Consider the following 16,728-nt stretch of genomic DNA (forward strand, 5'->3'; position numbering starts at 1 on the left):
CCGAGCGAGAGATCCGCGACGTGGTCATCCTTGGTCTCCGTCGAGCGGGCGGACGGAGTCTCCGACCGCCCGGTACGCAGCAGCGCACTGCTCCTTGAGACGCGGCCCGATCGGCGACAACGCCGCGATCCATCGGTCCTTATCCACGATCCCCAACACGCGGGCCCGCCCGAGATCGTCGACTGCCGCGTGCGTGGCGGCCGAGACGCCGGGGAAGAGTGCGCCGTACTGATCGGCGGACGCGCTTCGCTGCTTCGGATGCTGCACATACCGCTGGCTCTCGCTCGAGACGTACAGCACGCACGTCGTCAGGTAGTCCTGCTCGGGGGTCAGTGGAACGGGTGACCCGAGATCGTTCGCTGTTCGCGGCGCTCCGTCCGGAGGCCGCACGGCCGAGACGGTTGCGGGAGTACCGACGACGTACCAGTTCACACCCCGAGCGACTACACGCCCGGTTCCGAACGTGCCGTCCCATTCCGCGAGGGTCTGTGGCACCGACGCCGCGTGCGCGTAGACGCGGATGAACGTCGGCTCGTCGTGGTCGAAGCAGTCGAAGCCACGCATGCTGTCCCAGAACGCGAGATCGTCCAGCAGGGTGTCTGCCCGCGTGCAAGGTACCGTCGCGCGGATATCGGCCGCCAGGGTCTCCATCGCTGCTGCGTCGAGAGTCGCTACTGCCGAGCGTGGAGGAGCGTGCACCAGGGGCTGGGCATGCGGATGTTGATCGTCGGAGCCCGACGAGCACCCGGACAGGACAGCTGCGGCGACGCAGATCGAGGCGATGGCCTCGATGCTGCGTCGCCGCGATCGCTCTGGCATCACTGCCACTGCACTCCGGCCCAACCGATGCCGGTGAGGCCCTTCATCTTCTTGGTGGCAGCCACGTTCCCCCACGGGACGGACTTCGAGCGACCAGTGCCGCAGTCCAAGGCCGTCCAGGTCGGAGCGTGCTTCGCGTTGAACGACTTCCCCCAGATGCAGGGGCTCGAGTTGCCCTGATGCTTGTACCACTTGTACTGCACCTGGGTTGATGCCTTCGAGCCGATGACGCTGCAGCCGTTCAAGGACTGCGTCATCGTCGCGACGACCGCAAATGCTCTGTCCTTACAATCTCCCGACCGAGCGGAGCGTCCGTCACCGGCGACGACGACCTCCCCAGTGGGATCGAAGCTCTCATCGATCACGACGTTCGACGGGACCTCGACCTGCGTTGCGCTCTGGGCCTGCGCAGGCTCCGCGATCAGGAGTGCCGCCGCGGTTGCGGTGGTCACCACCGCTGCGAGGAGCGAGATGGACTTCTTCATGTTTTCTTCCCCTCGTTGCCGCCGAAGACACGGCGGGCACCCCCAGAGTGCTACATATCACTGTGCTGCACAACCTTGCGAGGACGAGCACTACCCGGTATCCGCGGACTCATGATGCGGCCGCCTCCCATGTTGCGTTTTCCTCATCGGGCCTCGTGTCGATGCCGCAGAGCAGCAGTGAAGGCGCCGGCGTGCCCGGGGCTACTGTGATGCCCTGCTGGCTTCGGTCGGCGGGGCGTTCGGTGTTGAACGACGCGTCTCATCGTGCCCGCTTGGCCGAGCCGCTGACGCTCCGGCGACGGCAGCGACTGCTCGCTCGATCGAGACTCCGGGATGGTCCTCGCGGTACCTCCGGACAACTGTGGGATCGACCTCCGTGCCGGCCGGAAGCTCGATCGGCTCGCCGGAGCTCCAGCGCGTCGTCGCCAGCCAGAGTGTGGCTGCTCCCATCCAGCCGGTCAGGAGCGGGCTCAGGTACAAGCACCCGTACGCCCAGGCTGCAGCGCCGACGACCACGGCAGGGAAGCGGATCCACCTCTTCATGGAGAGCAGCATGCTCTGGCCTCCGCTGAAATGCAAAATGTATCCGTTGAGCTATCAGATCATGTGCAGGGGCGATCCTGACCAGGCGCTCGCTCGGCCGCTTCGGGGAAGGGGAGGCAAGTGGATTTCATCGAGATGGTTGCTGCGGTGTTGACCGTGGTCTTCGTCGTGTTGCCCGAGCGCGGCGTCATCGGCCGGAACTCGTTCGTCGGTGTACGCACGAGTGCGACGATGCGAGACGGAGCAGTGTGGCGCGTAGGGCACCAGGCTGCTGTGCTCCCGACCAGCGTTGCTGGGCGGTCTGGTGCTGCTGTTCGCGTCTGCGAAGTACCCGCCTGACCTCGCCCTCGCGGGGCCGCTCGGCGGAACCTGGATCGTCGCAGCGGTGTTCGCAACGATCGTCGTCTGCTCGCGTCGATCGAGTGTTCTCTCTGACAGCGACAGCGACAGCGACAGCGACAGCGACAGCGCCCGGGACCGGGACCGGGACCGCGGGCAAGGCGACGGCTGACGCCAGTACCAACGTGACGTGTCGGGCGGACCGCAGCCGCGCCTCCAGGCCGGATCGAGAGCCGAGCACCTCGCCACCAAAACGAACAGGGCGGCTCTCCTCCTTCCGGAAGAGAGCCGCCGTGGTGTCTCGCAGTGGTTAGCGTGCCGACGGGACCGCCGTGCCGACGAGCTCAGCCTTCACGATGGCGGCTCCCGCGGACAGCGCGCCGAGCTTCGAGAGCGCGGCACCCCGCGCCAGCGGCGCCATGCCGCAGTTGGAGCTCGGGATGAGCTTGTCCGCGTCGACGAACTCGAGCGCTCGGCGGAGCACCTCCGCGACCTCCTCCGGGGTCTCGACGGTTTCGGTCGCGACGTCGATCGCCCCGAGCATGATCTTCTTCCCACGGATCAGCTCGACGAGCTCGAGCGGGACCTTGGAGTGGATGCACTCGAGCGAGATGATGTCGATCGACGACTGCTGCAGGAGCGGGAACGACTGCTCGTACTGGCGCCACTCCGCTCCGAGCGTCTCCTTCCACTTGTTGTTCGCCTCGATGCCGTAGCCATAACAGATGTGCACGGCGGTCTCGGCGCGCAAGCCCTCGGCCGCCCGCTCGAGCGCAGCGACGCCCCAGTCCTGCACCTCGTCGTGGAAGACGGTGAAGGCGGGCTCGTCGAACTGGATGATGTCGACGCCGGCGTCCTGGAGCTCGCGCGCCTCCTGGTTGAGGATCGTGGCGAACTCCCATGCCAGCTTCTCGCGGCTCTTGTAGTGCTGGTCGGAGAGGGTGTCGATCATGGTCATCGGGCCGGGGAGCGCCCACTTGATCGGGCGGTCGGTCTGGGCACGGAGGAATGCGGCGTCGTCCACGAATACGGGCGCCCGACGGCTCACGGCACCGACGACGGTGGGGACGGCCGCGTCGTACCGGTCACGGATCCGGACCGTCTCCTTGCGCTCGAGGTCGACGCCGTCCAGGTGCTCGATGAACGTCGTGACGAAGTGCTGGCGGGTCTGCTCGCCGTCGCTCACGATGTCGATGCCGTGGCGCTCCTGCTCGTGGACAGCGGCTCGGAGTGCGTCCTGCTTGCCCTCGGTCAGCGCTGCCCCCTCGAGCAGCCAGGGGGACCAGAGTCGTTCGGGCTCGGCGAGCCAGGAGGGTTTCGGCAGGCTGCCGACGATCGCGGTGGGCAGGAGGGTGCTCATGTGCAGGTGGTTCCTGTCGGGTGGGGTGTTGATCAGAGGGAAGGGACGGCGGCGCGGGTGGCCCACCGCTCGAGGAGTGCTCGGTGCGGCGTGACGAGGTGCTCCTCGGTGTACCGGCCCTGGGTGATCGCGAGGCGGCTCCGTTCCTCGCGGTCGTACGAGACGGAGGGCACCGAGTAGTCCGTGTGCGCGAGGCTCGGGCGGTAGGTGCTCGGCGCGGCCGTGTTCGCGTTGTAGATCTCCGGTCGGTAGATCTTCTGGAACGTCTCCATGGTGCTGATCGTGCCGATGAGCTGCAGGTCCGAGTAGTCGTTGACCAGGTCGCCGCGCGTGTAGAACGCGAGCGGCGCCTTCCCGCCAGCGGGCATGAAGTACCGAACCTGCATGCCCATCCGACCGAAGTAGTCGTCCGTGAGCGAGGAGTGCTCGTGCTCGTACTCGGCGCCGAGGACCGGGTGGACGTACTCCGTCTGCCGGTAGGTCTGGCTCGTGGAGACGCTGATGCAGACCACGGGCTCGGCGGTGAACTGGTCCTGGAACGCAGCGGACTCCAGGAAGCGCTGGAAGAGCTGCCCGTGCAGCTCGCCGAAGTCCGAAGGGATGCCAGCGCTCTTGTCGAGCGACGGCAGCAGCACGGCGAAGTCGTAGTCGCGCAGGTACGAGGAGAAGTTGTTGCCCAGGATCCCCTGGTGGCGCTCGCCGGTGTGCTGATCGACGATCGTGACGTCGAGCATCTCGAGCAACGGGAACTCGACCGAGGCACCCCGGTCGACGAAGTGCGCCGTGACCGAGGCGATGTCGAGCTCGACGCGGTAGCGATCATCGGCCGAGCCGGCCGAGCCGGCCGAGCCGGCCGAGCCGGCCGAGCCGGCCGAGCCGGCCGAGCCGGCGAGGTCGTTGCAGCGCCGGTCGATCATGTCGAGGGCGGTGCGGAGGTTCTGCTGGCGGTGCTCGCCGCGCGCCAGGTTGGCGAAGTTCGTGGTCAGCCGGGAGCTGTCCGATGGGGAGTAGTCCTCGTCGAACCGTGTCCTGGTGATGCTGAAGGTGAGGTCGTTCGCCATGGTCGGCAGTCCGTACGTCGAGTGCCCGGGGGCTCGGGGGAAGGTGTCCCACGATCATGACTGCAGGCGCGGGTCATCAGGTAATACCGAGGCGCTATGCGCCGGTATAGCCTGCGCCTATGGCCCGGGTCTCGAACGACATCACCCTGCAGCAGCTCCGGTACTTCATCGAGGTCGCGACGGAGGGCTCGATCAGCGCGGCAGCCGACTTGCTCTACGTCGCGCAGCCGACGCTGTCCGCGGCGATGAAGGACCTCGAGACGCGGATCGGACGCCCGCTCTTCACCCGCTCGGCCCGGGGGGTCGTGCTCACCGTCGACGGGGTCGAGTTCCTCGGGTACGCCCGACAGGTCGTCGAGCAGGTCTCCCTCCTCGAACAGCGCTACGTCGGCGGGCAACCGTCGCGTCGGCTGCTCGGGGTGTCGGCGCAGCACTACTCGTTCGCCGTGGAGGCCTTCGTCCGGATGGTCGAGGCGGCGGCGGCGGACGAGTACGAGTTCTCGCTCCGTGAGACGCGCACGTGGGACATCATCGAGGACGTCCGCACGCTGCGCAGCGAGGTGGGCATCCTCTACCGCAACGACTTCAACCGCCAGGTCCTCGGCAAGCTGATGCGTGACGCCGGCGTCGTGTTCACCCCGCTCTTCGTCGCCCAACCACACATCTTCGTCGCCCGGCGGAATCCGCTCGCGTCACGGGAGCGCGCGACCCTCGCCGACCTCGCCGACCTGCCACGGCTGACGTTCGACCAGGGCGCGAACAACTCCTTCTACCTGGCGGAGGAGATCCTGTCGACGATGTCGAGCAAGCGGGAGATCCGCGTCTCGGACCGGGCGACGATCTTCAACCTCATGATCGGCCTGGGCGGGTACACGATCTCGACCGGCCTCATCAGTGACGACCTCGACCCGGAGATCGTCGCCATCCCGCTCGACGTCGACGAACGCATCGAGATCGGGTGGATCGCCCACGCCTCGGTGCCCCTGACCGTGCAGGCGCAGACGTACCTGGACGAGCTGCGAGCGGTGGTCATCGGCTACGGCGTCGAGCCGCTCGGGTAGACGGCCGGCAGCCGACGACAGGTGCGGTGACCGCTCGTGCGGTGACCAGCCTGGAGGCGCGACCCGCGTCCGTCACGCGGGTCACGCCTCCAGTCCACTGAGCGTTACCAGAGCGGCGGCGCCGAACCGGTCCTCGGAGTTCGAGGTGCCGGCGGACCGCTGGCATCCATCGATTTCTTGGCCGATCCACGTGGTTACAGCATCCAGGGCGAATCGGCCTGCGCAGCCGGTGACTTCGACCAGATCAGCCGCGACAGCTTGGAGTAGCGACGGGCGCAGGAGCAGAAGGTGCCCGCCGATCTCCAGGCTGATGATGCCGTGCAACCGTGTCCACGTCAGCAGCGCGAGCGCGAGCACCTCGACATCGACGTCGGCGAGCCCGGACCGTTCCGCCCATACGGCGACAGAGGCCCTGAGCGGAGAAGCGTCCCCGGGCAGGTCGGCAGGGGATCCGCTCCCCGCTGCCACGGCTCCGAGCGCCTCGACGATCACGGCCATGCTCCGCGACGCAGCCGGGATTCCGCGCATGTCCCGTTCGTCGCGGACGGCGAAACCGGCCTGGCGGAACGCGGCACGGGCCTCCAGTCCGCGGCGATCGGACGGCGACGTCGACGCGGCGAGGGTGACCGAGCGCATGACTGCTCCGCGGAGGACGCCGTCCTGCCCGTAGCCGCCGCCGGCGCCGGGGAAGCCGAAGACGACCTGGTCCGTCGGCATGGGGGTCACCGCCGCTGCGGGTTCGTCCCACACGTTGCCGAGGACCACCACGGTCGCGTGGCCGATCCGCGGCGCCCGGAAGGCTGCCGTTTCCGGGAGGCGACGGTGGCCGACGCTGATCGGGTAGGCGGGGCACTACCTCGCGGGAACGGGCAGGATCCGCCGCCGACCGAGGTCGTCGAGGAGTTCCACGAGCCGGTCCGCCGAGTCGTGGCACTCCGCGAACCCCGCCTGCCGGATCTTGATCAGGGACGAGACGTTGTCCCACGTCGAGTTCAGGATCATGTCCGCGAACCGCCAGTCGACGAGGTCCGCGTACGGGGTGGCGACCAGCCCGTGCCGTTCGACCATCCGCTGCCACAGGTCCTCCCGGGAGGGCATCACCTGCGCGAGTTCCATCGACTGGGGTTCGGCGAGGTCCAGGCCGTGGTGGTCGGCGAGGCGCTCGAACAGGTGGCTCCAGCGGACGACGTCGCCGTTCGTGACGTTGAACGCCTGCCCGGCTGCAGCCGGCGCAGTGCCGGCCCAGTCGGTGGCACGGGCGAGGAGCTCGGCGTCCGTCATCTGGTAGAAGATCCCGTCGTACGTGGTGCGGGCGCCGGGGAACCGCAGCGGCAGCCCGAGCTCCTTCGTCATGCTCACGTACGTCCCGATCGCCATGAGCAGGTTCATGGGCGTGCCCTGCGCGTACCCGATCACGGCCTCGGGCCGGAGCACGGTCATCGCGAAGCCTCGGGAGGCGGCGCGCTCGCGGAGCAGGTCCTCCTGGTCGTAGTAGAAGTTCGGCACCATCAGGCGCGGGTCGTCCTCCTTCGCCGGCGTCCTGAAGCGCCCGAGGTGTGCCCCGTAGTACTTCATCCCCTGGTAGAGGGTGACGTGCCGGAGCGGAGCGCCGAGACGGTCGAGGGCGTCGAGCGTGTTCTCGAGGAGGGCGACGTTCGGGGCGATCTGCTCGGCGAGGTCCGCGTGCTCCACGTACGCGGCGAACGCGAGACGCGTCGTGTCGGCAGCCGGGCGCAGTCCGTCGACCGCCGCCTCGGTGTCGGACAGGTCGACCGGCAGGTGGTCCCACCCGGACACGGGCCCCTGCGGAGCGCGACGACTGGCCCCACGGGTGCGGACACCACGGCGGGCGAAGTGCTCCACGACGCTGCGCCCGACGACACCACCGGCTCCGACGACGAGGACCACGTCGCTGCTGTCGGCTGGTGTCCCAGAGGCGGGCGATCCGTCGGTCATGATGCGGCTCCTGTCGGGTGGTGAACGTTGCGCAGCTGCTGCCGCGCCGGTGCCGATCCTGCCCGGCGGACCCCGGCCGCAGTCCAGGAACGGTCCGCGACGAGCGACGGACGGGAGGCACGGTGCCAGCTGACACCGTGCCTCCCGTCCGTCACACCGACCGCCCGGCGTCGAGACGCACCGCCTCATCCGACAGTGAGGCTGACCGAGCGCATGGCTGCTCCGCGGAGGACGCCGTCGTGCCCGAAGCCACCACCGGCGCCGGTGAAGCCGGCGACCTCGACACACCGATTCGTGGAGTCTTCGTCAGGATCGCCCCGCACCCGACACTTCTGTAGTGAGAGGGGGCATCCGTGGAAGAGGACACCGAAGCCGACGCAGCACTGACTCGTCGGCTCGCGAGCGGGGAACGGACGGCGTTGGCCGACGCGTTCGACCGGTTCGCGCCGACACTGACCCGGTACGCGTGGGCACTGGCCGGCAGCAGGCAGGACGTCGAGGAGCTCGTGCAGGACACGTTCCTGACGCTCTGGCAGAAGGGCGGCGAACTCGACCTCGCCACGAGCGCACTGCTGCCGTGGTTGTTGGTCGTGTGCCGGAACCACGCACGCAACCAGTCCCGGCGCCTCGCGAAGGGGGCCGCTGACGAGCTCCCCGAGGACCTGCCGACGCCGCCCGACGCCGACGAGGCCCGCGAACGCCTGCGCTGGGTCCGCGACGAGATCGCGACCCTGGCCCCGACGGACCAGCGCATCTGCGAACTCTGCCTGCTCGAGGGGCACTCGTACGCGGAGGCTGCGCAGATCCTCGGCCTCAGCGTCGGTGCCGTGACCCAGCGGGTCTCCCGCTCGCGCGCACGACTGAAGAAGGCGGTGATGCACGATGAACACTGAGCCCCCCACCGGAGACGACCTGCAGCGGATGCTCGTCTCGATGAAGCAGACCGTCCTCGACCGTGCCGAGGACCGTCGCCCCGCACCGCGCCGACGAGGCCGCCGTGCCGGCATCGCCATCGGCGTCATCGCCCTGCTCGGCCTCGGTGCCACGAGCGGCGGTGTGGCCCTCGGGATGATCCCGCAGCCCTTCACCGCATCGGCACCGGCTCCTGCCCCGAGCCCTTCCGAACCGGCGATGCCCAGCACCCCGGCGTCCGCGTCGGTCCAGGAGACGCCGGACCCCGTGCCGACGCCGACCCCCACGCCGACACCCGTGGCGCGTGCGGGCACGCTGCCGACGGACTGCCGGGCGCTCGTCCCGGCGTCCGAGTACGACCGGCTGTTCGGTTCGACCCCGCTCCAGGACCCTGCCGGCAGCGAGGCGGGCAGTGACGGAGACCACCGGCCGACCGTCGACCTCTCGTGCATCTGGCGGGACCCGGGTGCGGACGTCAGCGGGCTCACCGTCGACCTGGGCTCCGACACCGCCGAGACGATCACGGACTACGAGAGCCTCCTCGTGCGGACCGGGTACACCTGCTCGGACAGCGGCGTTGGTCGCCTGTGCCGGATGACGCGGGCGGACGAGGTCTACCCGGTCGACACCACGTTCACCTTCTACTCGGAGGGATCGACCTGGTTGCTCATCCGCCAGACCAACTTCCCCACGAACGGTCTGCTCCCCGCGATCCAGCAGGAGGTCTGGGGGTAGCGGTCCCGGGCGACGGCCGAGGTCGCGAGGGCGACGACGGGCGGGAAGCAGCCATTGGGGGGTGCTTCCCGCCCGTCGCGCAGATCACGCGGGTCCTGGGCCGTCCCGATCCTGCGTCCGCGTAGCGTCCCGCGCACCACGTCACCGACCCAGGGAGTCACCTCATGTCCGAGAACAACACCGTCATCCGCAGCATGCACGACCTCGGCCTCGCGGCCTGGTTCGGAGGTCAGCTCATGGGCGCGATCGGCCTCAACGGTGCCTCCGCCGGGGCGAAGGACCCTGTCGAGCGCCTCACCCTGTCGTCCGTCGGGTGGGCGAAGTGGGCGCCGGTGCAGCTCGCGGCGCTCGCGGTCCACGGCGTGGGTGGGATCGGCCTGATCATCGCGAACCGCGACCGTCTCGGTGTCCAGCAGGGCGCCCGGACGAACACGGGTCTGAAGCTGGTGCTGACCGGGGCCGCCCTGGTCACGACGTTCTGGTCGGCTGCGGTCGGCAAGAAGATGGCGGAGCACGCCCGGGAGGGCGCCGCGGGCACGACCGAGCCGAACGCGAACGCGTCGGACGCGCTCAAGGCGGCGCAGGGGCAGCAGAAGATCCTGCAGTGGGCGACGCCGGTCCTGACCGGTGTGCTGCTGGTGATGGGCGCGCAGCAGGGCGAGCAGCAGCGTTCGAAGGCCGGCATCCTCGACAAGTGGCGTCGCTGACCAGACCGGCTCCACCACCGGACGGGAGGCGCGGTGCCGGCTGGCACGGCGCCTCCCGTCCGTCACGTCGACGGCCGTGGTGCACCGCCAGCAGGAGGACCGCTCACTGCCCGGGGATCGCCACGATCCGCTCGTGGTCCCAGGGCTCGGTCCACCCGACCCGGTCGAACAGGCCGTCCAGCAGTGTCGCGGTGAAGCCCCACACGACGTACGACCCGGAGTCGGCGAGGACGGTGAACGCCGGCCCGCGCCAGGTGCGACCCGCCCGGCGGAACACGGTGGTGCCGCGGTTCTCCGGGTCGAGCAGGTCGGCCACCGGGGTGCGGAAGACAGCGGCGGATTCGGCCTCGTCCACGACGCGGATCGGGGACGGCGTGCGCCACCAGCCGAGCACCGGCGTGACCAGGTGCCGGGAGTGCGCCAGCGGCACGGGCGCAGCAGACCCGAGCACGTCGACGCCGGTGACGTCCAGGCCGGTCTCCTCACGCGCCTCCCGGAGTGCGGCAGCCACCACATCGGCGTCACCGGGGTCGACGCGTCCGCCGGGGAAGGCCACCTCGCCGGCGTGGGAGCGCAGGGTGCTGGCACGGGAGAGGAGGAGGACGTCCAGGTCCCGTGAGACCTCGGCCGCTCGTGCCGGTCGCTCGCTCGGGACGCGGTCGAGCGGGCCGAACAGCATGAGCACCGCAGCCTGCCGTGGGTCCGGTGCTGCCGGCATGCTGCTGACCAGTGGTGCGGCGGCGGGGGTGACGGCCGCCGCGAGCTGAGCCCGCGCGGTCACGATGCGAGCCGGTGGAAGCGGGCGGACGACGTACTGGGCAGGACCACTCCGTCAGCCTAGGCATGAGTCGGGAGGGGTGCCCGTTGCCCACGGCGGGCGCGGTGCGCGAGACTCGGGGCATGGGGAACGAGGGAACAGGCCGATCAGAGGTCGTGGCCGTCAGCCGGGACCACGACCACCGGTTCAGCAAGCCCGTCGTCGACGAGGTGACGCTCGTCGAGGGGTGGGGCATCGAGGGCGATGCACACGCCGGGACGACGGTGCAGCACCGGTCCCGCGTCGCTCGGGACCCCTCGCAACCGAACCTGCGCCAGGTGCACCTGATCCACGCCGAGCTGTTCGACGAGCTCGACGCGTCGGGGTACGTCGTCGAGCCCGGCCAACTCGGCGAGAACGTCACCACCCGCGGGGTCGACCTGCTCGGGCTGCCCACCGGAGCGCTGCTCCACCTGGGCGACGACGCGTGCGTGCGGGTCACGGGCCTCCGGAACCCGTGCCAGCAGATCAACGGCTTCGAGCCGGGGCTGCTCCGCCAGGTGCTCGGCCGCACCGAGGACGGGTCCGTCTCGCGCAAGGGCGGAGTGATGGGCGTCGTCGTGACCGGGGGAGTCGTCCGGCCGGGCGACGGGGTGCGGGTCGAGCTACCCGAGGGCGACCTCCAGCCGCTCAGCCCGGTGTGACGACGGGAGCGGTGCCCGGTCCGCCGTAGAATCCCGTGTGATCTCCGAGCGTCTCGAACCCAGCGGCATCGACCCGGCAGACCTGAGCGTCACGCTCCGGGTCCTCGAGCAGCTGACCGACATCGACGAGACGCACGCTGACTTCGTCCGCGTGCGTCAGGCGACGGCGAAGATGTTCAAGGCCGTGAAGCGCGCCCACCGTCTCGAGAAGCGGGCTGTCGTCGCCGACGCGGATCGTCGCGTCATCGCCGCCACCGCGACCGGGGCGTCCGACCGCATCGACGACGAGACCCGCGGCATCCCGATCAGCACCTCGTCCGGGTCGTCCACCGCCGGCACCCTGCTGAAGTCCCGCCCCTGCTACATCTGCAAGCAGCACTACACGCTGGTCGACGCGTTCTACCACCAGCTGTGCCCCCGCTGCGCTGCGATGAGCCACGCCAAGCGCGATGCCCGGACCGACCTGACCGGCAAGCGGGCGCTGCTCACCGGCGGACGCGCGAAGATCGGCATGTACATCGCGCTCCGGCTGCTGCGCGACGGGGCGCACACCACCATCACCACGCGGTTCCCCCGCGACGCGGTGCGCCGGTTCGCGAGCCTGCCCGACTCCGCCGAGTGGATGTCGCGCCTGAAGGTCGTCGGCATCGACCTGCGTGATCCCGCTCAGGTCATCGGGCTCGCCGAGGACGTCGCCGCGGCCGGCCCGCTCGACATCCTGATCAACAACGCCACGCAGACGGTGCGCCGGTCGACCGGGGCGTACCAGCCCCTCGTCGGCGCCGAACTCGCACCGCTCCCGGACGGCCCACTGCCGGAGCTGGTCACCTTCGGGCACACGAACGACCGGCACCCCCAGGCCCTCGCACGCTCGGTCACGGCGCACCCGATCCTCGCCGCCGCCGCAGCCCGTGCGGACGAGCTCACTGAGCAGGCGATGGCGCCGGGCTCGAGTTCGCTCGAGCGACACGCTGCGGGCACTGCGATCGACGCCGGTGGGCTCGTGCCGGACCTGCACGACGAGAACTCCTGGACGCAGCGCGTCGACGAGGTCGACCCGCTCGAGATGCTCGAGGTCCAGCTCGCCAACACGACGGCGCCGTTCATCCTCATCTCGAAGCTGCGTCCCGCGATGGCGGCGAGCGCTGCGCGGCGCACGTACATCGTCAACGTGAGTGCCATGGAGGGGGTGTTCGGTCGTGCCTACAAGGGGCCGGGGCATCCGCACACGAACATGGCGAAGGCCGCCGTCAACATGCTCACGCGGACGAGCGCGCAGGAGGTGTTCGAGACCGACGGCATCCTGATGACGAGCGTCGACACCGGTTGGATCACCGACGAACGCCCGCACCCGACGAAGGTCCGGCTCGCGGAGGAGGGCTTCCACGCCCCGCTCGACCTGGTCGACGGAGCCGCCCGCGTGTACGACCCGATCGTGCGCGGCGAGGCGGGCGAGGACCTGTTCGGTGTCTTCCTGAAGGACTACGCACCGAGCTCGTGGTGACCGTCGCGGTCGGTGCAGCGCACTTCCACGACACCGACCGGCCAGCCCGAGGCAGGGGAGGGGGCGGGGTCAGTCCTCGATCGGCTTCTGCGTCAGGGTGAACGTCAGGCCGCTGAGGTCGATCGTCTGGTCCTCGCCCGTGGTGACGTCCGACGACAACCCGATCGTGGCGGTGACGTCGAGGACCGAGACGCCCGCCGAGGGCCGCACGAGCCACGAGGTCCGCCCGGCCGGGGTGAGCGCCGCGCTGTCGGAGGTGACGGCGAGTGAACTGGTGACGGCCTGCCGGAGTTCGGCGTCCCCGGTGATGTCCAGCGGCGTCCAGCTCAGGTCGGCCGACAGGTCGTCACCGGTGGCCGTGACGTCGAAGGTCTGGTGGAACTGGTACGCGTTCCCCGGAACCATCCGGACCGCGGAGATGTCGACCGGGTCCGAGTGACCGTTCGTGATGTCCGTCCAGACGCCGTCCGGGTTCGCCGTCAGGGCGAGGTCCCCCGCGTGCACGGTCGACGAGCGGGTGCTCGCGTCGGCGTTCCAGAGGGCGAAGCTGCCGGCGCCGCCGAGCAGCAGCGTGATGCCGGTGGCGGCGGCGATGGTGCCGGTGACGATCGAGCGCACGGGGTTCCGTTCGGTCCGGGGAGCCGCGGGATGCCCTGAATCTACTGGTCCCCCGAAGTGCGGACACGGGCACCATCCACTTCACCGCCCCCCAGAACGCGGGACAGCGGCTGAGTCTGTCGGTTCCGACACGCGGCCGGGCTGCTGCTCGCCGGCATCGTCGACGTCGTCGTCGGCAAGGTGCGGGGAACCGAGGCGTCGGTCTGACGGTCGCCCTGTCCGTCTGCCGCGTCGTCCGTCAGAACCGTGTCGTGCCCCGCGACGCGCGCGGCCGCCCGTCGGGGTCGACCACGAGCTTCGCCGCCGGCGCCGCCCACAGCCGCTGCAGTGCCGACACCGGTTCCGGCTCGTGCTGGCGGACCCGCCCCGGCGGACGGGCCCCGGGCTGGCCGTCCTCGTGCCAGTGGTCGAGCGCCCGGGCATGCGAGCGCCAGAGGGCGAGGAGCTCGGCACCCGTGCCGTCGAGCCGCGCGTCGTCCGGCGTCGTCGCGAAGTGCTCGGCCCACAGCTCGTGTCGCAGGTCGCGGGCGAGTGAGCCGTCGGCAGTGTCGACGACCGCGCAGGTCAGCTCGCTGTCCGACGTCCAGGAGCGACGGTTGAAGTTGTCCGACCCGATGGTGAACCACTGGTCGTCGACGATGCACACCTTCGCGTGGATGTAGATCGGCCGGCCGGACTCGTGCTCCAGGTCGAACACCCCGACGCGGTCCGGGGCCGTCCGCCGGAGGGTCGTCATCGCGTCGATCTGCCCGAGACGGCTCGGCGGGCCGCTGAACACCCCGTCCGAGTTCGGGTACCGAGGCACCAGGATGATGACCCGGAGCTCCGGGTTCCGTTCGAGGGCCTCGGCGATGCCGGTCGCCACCTCGCGGGACCACAGGTACTGGTCCTCGATGCAGATCAGGGACCTCGCGGTGCGGAACGCCTTGCCGTACGCACGGGCGATGCTCCGTTCGCCCTCCGGCGCGAAGGGGAACGGCGGCCGCTTCACCCCGTAGGTCCGGAGGAGCTGCACGGCGTGCTGCCCGGCGGTCGGTGGCGGTGGAGTCCGCTCCGGCAGCGGCTCCGGGCGGCGCGGCATCCGGACCAGGCGCTGCAGCAGCATCCGGTACGGCAGGCTGCGGTCCAGCGGGTGCGGGTCGTCCCAGCGCTCAGCGAACACGGCGAGCACGTCGGCGACGACCGGGCCGCGGAGCTCCATCGACGCGTCGTGCCACGCGGGGCGGTCGCCGTACCGGGAGTCCATCGAGATCGCCTGCGGGTCGCCCTCGTGCCCGGCGTCGTCCCGGCGGCTGTGGCACAGGTCGATGCCGCCGACGTAGGCGACGTCGCGCGACGGGTCGTCGCGGTGCTGGATGACGAAGGACTTCTGGTGGTGCGAGCCGAAGAACCGGACGCGCTGGTCGAGGAGGACCTCACCGCCCGCGTCGTTGATCTTCCGCCCGAGCAGCTCGTTCGCCTTCGCGCTGAGCGACGCCGAGATCCGCTCGCCGTGGGAGCGCCAGATGAGCCCGCGGACCTCCACGCCGGCGCGGGCGCGGTCGGCGAGCAGGTCGCCGATGGTCGGGCCGTCCGGCAGCAGGCGCTCGTCGGCGTCGCCGCGCCAGTCGGTGAACCAGACACGGTCGCCGGGCTGCAGCGCCGACAGCTCCGCCTCGATCCGCGCGAAGTACGGTGCCCCGTGCACCAGGGGGCGGACGAGGTTGCCGTCGGACCACGCGGGGCCGTCATCGGTGCCGGCGTGCACCTCGGTCGCGGTGTTGCCGCGTTCGTCGCGGGTGAGGAACCAGTGACGCGCATCAGTGGGCACGGTCGAAGGATAGGGCCGCGCCCGGCCTCGGGCAGGACCGCCCCTCCGGGCCTGTGGGGGTCCTCAGCAGGCGGACGGGAGGCGGGGGACGGGTCCACGCGTGCCTCCCGTCCGGCGGTGCGACGGCCGGCACCGGAACGATTCGCGGTTCTCGGAGCAACTGAGCCCTTCGTCGGAGGCGAGGGCCAGGATGAAGGGTGGAAGGGGAACAGCACCGATGAAGACCATCCGATACGACAACACCGCGATCCTCACGAGCGACGACGTCGCGGACGCCGTCATCGAGTACGCGGCAGCGCTCTCCGGCGGGGACCGGGCCGACACCGTGGCAGTGCCCGCAGTCGCCGACGACGGCACGATGACGACCACGAAGATCCTCATCGGCCCGACGAGCGAAGTCGTGGTGGAGGACGCCGAAGAGGACGAACTCGAGCTCGAGAACGACGAGTTCGTCGCCCGGCTCCGCGCCGCCGCCCGGACGTTCGGGCACGACACCGTCATCCACGCGGACACCCGGGCGGACCTCACCGAGGGCGACGACCAGACGGAGCCGCCGACGGCGGAGTGAGCCTGCGCTGCTCGACGCAGGAGTGCGGGAGGGACGGGGCGGGCCCTCGCCGCGCCTCCCGGCCGTCGTCCGTCAGGACGCGGTGGCCGCCGCCCGCAGGACCCGCTCCGCGTCGTCGAGGTAGTCGGCGAGCAGTGCCGAGGCGCCGTCCCGGTCCCCGGAGCGGAGCGCTGCGACGATGGCGTCGTTGCGCTCGACGAACCCGCCGTGGAACGCCCCCGGGTCGTCCGTCGTGAGGAACGCGAGTCGCATCTCGGCGAGCAGGGAGTCCATCAGGCCGTGCAGCCGCGTGCTCGGGACGGCTCGGACGAGTTCGGCGTGGAAGCGGATGTCCGCGCTGCCCACCGCTCGCCAGTCGTGCGCTGCTGCGGCCGTCCGGGCCTCGGCGACGGCGGCTGCAGCAGCGGCGACGGCGAGTGAATCTGGCGTGCAGGCGTGGATGCCGGCTTCTTCGAGCACCCGACGAGCGGCGTAGAGGTCGGTGACGTCCGCCGCCGAGAGCCGCCGCACGAAGACACCGCGGTTGAAGACGTGCTCGACGAGTCGGTCCCGGGCGAGCAGCCGGAAGGCCTCGCGCAGGGTGTTCCGCGAGACGCCCAGCTGGTCGCTCAAGCGCTCCTCGGAAAGCTGGGTGCCCGGCATGAAGGCGCCGTCCGCGATCGAGGACCGCAGGCGTGCCGCGGTGGACTCTGCGCCGCTGACGGTTCGGGTCATGCGCCGATCCTCGCAGAGCCCGACAGCGCGGCCCGTGTGACCGCCGTGTTACAGATCACGGCAGGGTCTTGAGAT

General features: G+C 70.4%; 19 protein-coding genes. 9 read left to right on the forward strand and 10 right to left on the reverse strand.

Annotated features, from left to right (window positions below; all coding sequences use genetic code 11):
- Positions 1-24: 24 nt before the first annotated feature.
- Positions 25-651 (reverse strand): hypothetical protein, encoded by a 627-nt coding sequence (locus DEI89_RS11360; RefSeq protein ID WP_110904165.1) that lies wholly within the window; start codon positions 649-651, stop codon positions 25-27.
- Positions 652-818: 167 nt separating this feature from the next.
- Complete coding sequence (locus tag DEI89_RS11365; RefSeq protein ID WP_110904166.1) at positions 819-1,304, reverse strand: hypothetical protein; 486 nt, start codon at positions 1,302-1,304, stop codon at positions 819-821.
- A gap of 678 nt (positions 1,305-1,982) precedes the next feature.
- Here DEI89_RS11365 and DEI89_RS18315 point away from each other — a divergent pair.
- Positions 1,983-2,186, forward strand: coding sequence for an SdpI family protein (locus DEI89_RS18315; RefSeq protein WP_375537774.1), 204 nt, complete (start codon positions 1,983-1,985; stop codon positions 2,184-2,186).
- Complete coding sequence (locus tag DEI89_RS17705) at positions 2,152-2,358, forward strand: hypothetical protein (RefSeq protein ID WP_181421614.1); 207 nt, start codon at positions 2,152-2,154, stop codon at positions 2,356-2,358. The genes DEI89_RS18315 and DEI89_RS17705 overlap by 35 nt, the downstream gene beginning before the upstream one ends.
- Before the next feature lie 138 nt (positions 2,359-2,496).
- Here DEI89_RS17705 and DEI89_RS11380 read toward each other — a convergent pair whose 3' ends face one another.
- Positions 2,497-3,546 carry a methionine synthase gene (locus DEI89_RS11380; protein ID WP_110904169.1) on the reverse strand — a complete coding sequence of 350 codons (1,050 nt, stop codon included), beginning with the start codon at positions 3,544-3,546 and terminating at the stop codon, positions 2,497-2,499.
- Positions 3,547-3,578: 32 nt separating this feature from the next.
- Positions 3,579-4,607, reverse strand: coding sequence for a putative oxygenase MesX (locus tag DEI89_RS11385; protein WP_110904170.1), 1,029 nt, complete (start codon positions 4,605-4,607; stop codon positions 3,579-3,581).
- A 119-nt stretch (positions 4,608-4,726) separates the two neighbouring features.
- Between DEI89_RS11385 and DEI89_RS11390 the strand changes: the two genes are divergently transcribed.
- Positions 4,727-5,668 (forward strand): LysR family transcriptional regulator, encoded by a 942-nt coding sequence (locus tag DEI89_RS11390; protein ID WP_110904171.1) that lies wholly within the window; start codon positions 4,727-4,729, stop codon positions 5,666-5,668.
- An 81-nt stretch (positions 5,669-5,749) separates the two neighbouring features.
- On the opposite strand, the gene DEI89_RS11395 is transcribed toward DEI89_RS11390, so the two are convergent.
- Both DEI89_RS11395 and DEI89_RS11400 read right to left on the reverse strand, forming a co-directional pair.
- A complete protein-coding gene (locus tag DEI89_RS11395) occupies positions 5,750-6,304 on the reverse strand; it encodes a TetR-like C-terminal domain-containing protein (protein ID WP_146236765.1) in 555 nt (184 codons plus the stop codon).
- Between the two features lie 216 nt (positions 6,305-6,520).
- Entirely contained in the window at positions 6,521-7,624 is a 1,104-nt protein-coding gene (locus DEI89_RS11400) for an SDR family oxidoreductase (protein ID WP_110904173.1), read from the reverse strand.
- A gap of 353 nt (positions 7,625-7,977) precedes the next feature.
- Here DEI89_RS11400 and DEI89_RS11405 point away from each other — a divergent pair, with 353 nt between their 5' ends.
- The 3 genes from DEI89_RS11405 to DEI89_RS11415 all read left to right on the forward strand — a co-directional run bounded on the left by DEI89_RS11405 (position 7,978) and on the right by DEI89_RS11415 (position 9,978).
- On the forward strand, positions 7,978-8,517 hold the full coding sequence (locus tag DEI89_RS11405; protein WP_110904174.1) for an RNA polymerase sigma factor: 540 nt from the start codon (positions 7,978-7,980) through the stop codon (positions 8,515-8,517).
- A complete protein-coding gene (locus DEI89_RS11410) occupies positions 8,507-9,271 on the forward strand; it encodes a hypothetical protein (protein WP_146236766.1) in 765 nt (254 codons plus the stop codon). The genes DEI89_RS11405 and DEI89_RS11410 overlap by 11 nt, the downstream gene beginning before the upstream one ends.
- 164 nt (positions 9,272-9,435) lie before the next feature.
- A complete protein-coding gene (locus DEI89_RS11415; RefSeq protein ID WP_110904176.1) occupies positions 9,436-9,978 on the forward strand; it encodes a hypothetical protein in 543 nt (180 codons plus the stop codon).
- A gap of 103 nt (positions 9,979-10,081) precedes the next feature.
- Here DEI89_RS11415 and DEI89_RS11420 read toward each other — a convergent pair whose 3' ends face one another.
- The gene (locus DEI89_RS11420) at positions 10,082-10,762 is read right to left on the reverse strand and encodes an NUDIX hydrolase (RefSeq protein WP_375537775.1); all 681 of its coding nucleotides are present in this window, start codon (positions 10,760-10,762) and stop codon (positions 10,082-10,084) included.
- Positions 10,763-10,878: 116 nt separating this feature from the next.
- Here DEI89_RS11420 and DEI89_RS11425 point away from each other — a divergent pair, with 116 nt between their 5' ends.
- Positions 10,879-11,439 (forward strand): MOSC domain-containing protein, encoded by a 561-nt coding sequence (locus DEI89_RS11425; RefSeq protein WP_110904177.1) that lies wholly within the window; start codon positions 10,879-10,881, stop codon positions 11,437-11,439.
- Positions 11,440-11,476: 37 nt separating this feature from the next.
- Positions 11,477-12,943, forward strand: coding sequence for an SDR family oxidoreductase (locus tag DEI89_RS11430; protein ID WP_110904178.1), 1,467 nt, complete (start codon positions 11,477-11,479; stop codon positions 12,941-12,943).
- Between the two features lie 69 nt (positions 12,944-13,012).
- Here the strand turns inward: DEI89_RS11430 and DEI89_RS11435 are convergent, their stop codons facing one another.
- Together DEI89_RS11435 and DEI89_RS11440 are read right to left on the reverse strand one after the other, a co-directional pair.
- On the reverse strand, positions 13,013-13,561 hold the full coding sequence (locus DEI89_RS11435) for an alternate-type signal peptide domain-containing protein (protein ID WP_110904179.1): 549 nt from the start codon (positions 13,559-13,561) through the stop codon (positions 13,013-13,015).
- Positions 13,562-13,799: 238 nt separating this feature from the next.
- Positions 13,800-15,371: a phospholipase D-like domain-containing protein gene (locus tag DEI89_RS11440; protein WP_110904180.1), complete on the reverse strand. Its 1,572-nt coding sequence runs from the start codon at positions 15,369-15,371 to the stop codon at positions 13,800-13,802.
- A 217-nt stretch (positions 15,372-15,588) separates the two neighbouring features.
- On the opposite strand from DEI89_RS11440, the gene DEI89_RS11445 reads away from it, so the two are divergent.
- The gene (locus DEI89_RS11445; protein ID WP_110904181.1) at positions 15,589-15,939 is read left to right on the forward strand and encodes a hypothetical protein; all 351 of its coding nucleotides are present in this window, start codon (positions 15,589-15,591) and stop codon (positions 15,937-15,939) included.
- 72 nt (positions 15,940-16,011) lie between these two features.
- On the opposite strand, the gene DEI89_RS11450 is transcribed toward DEI89_RS11445, so the two are convergent.
- The gene (locus DEI89_RS11450; protein ID WP_110904182.1) at positions 16,012-16,653 is read right to left on the reverse strand and encodes a GntR family transcriptional regulator; all 642 of its coding nucleotides are present in this window, start codon (positions 16,651-16,653) and stop codon (positions 16,012-16,014) included.
- Between the last annotated feature and the right edge of the window lie 75 nt (positions 16,654-16,728).

This window comes from Curtobacterium sp. MCBD17_030 (genome assembly GCF_003224255.1).
Lineage (GTDB): Bacteria > Actinomycetota > Actinomycetes > Actinomycetales > Microbacteriaceae > Curtobacterium.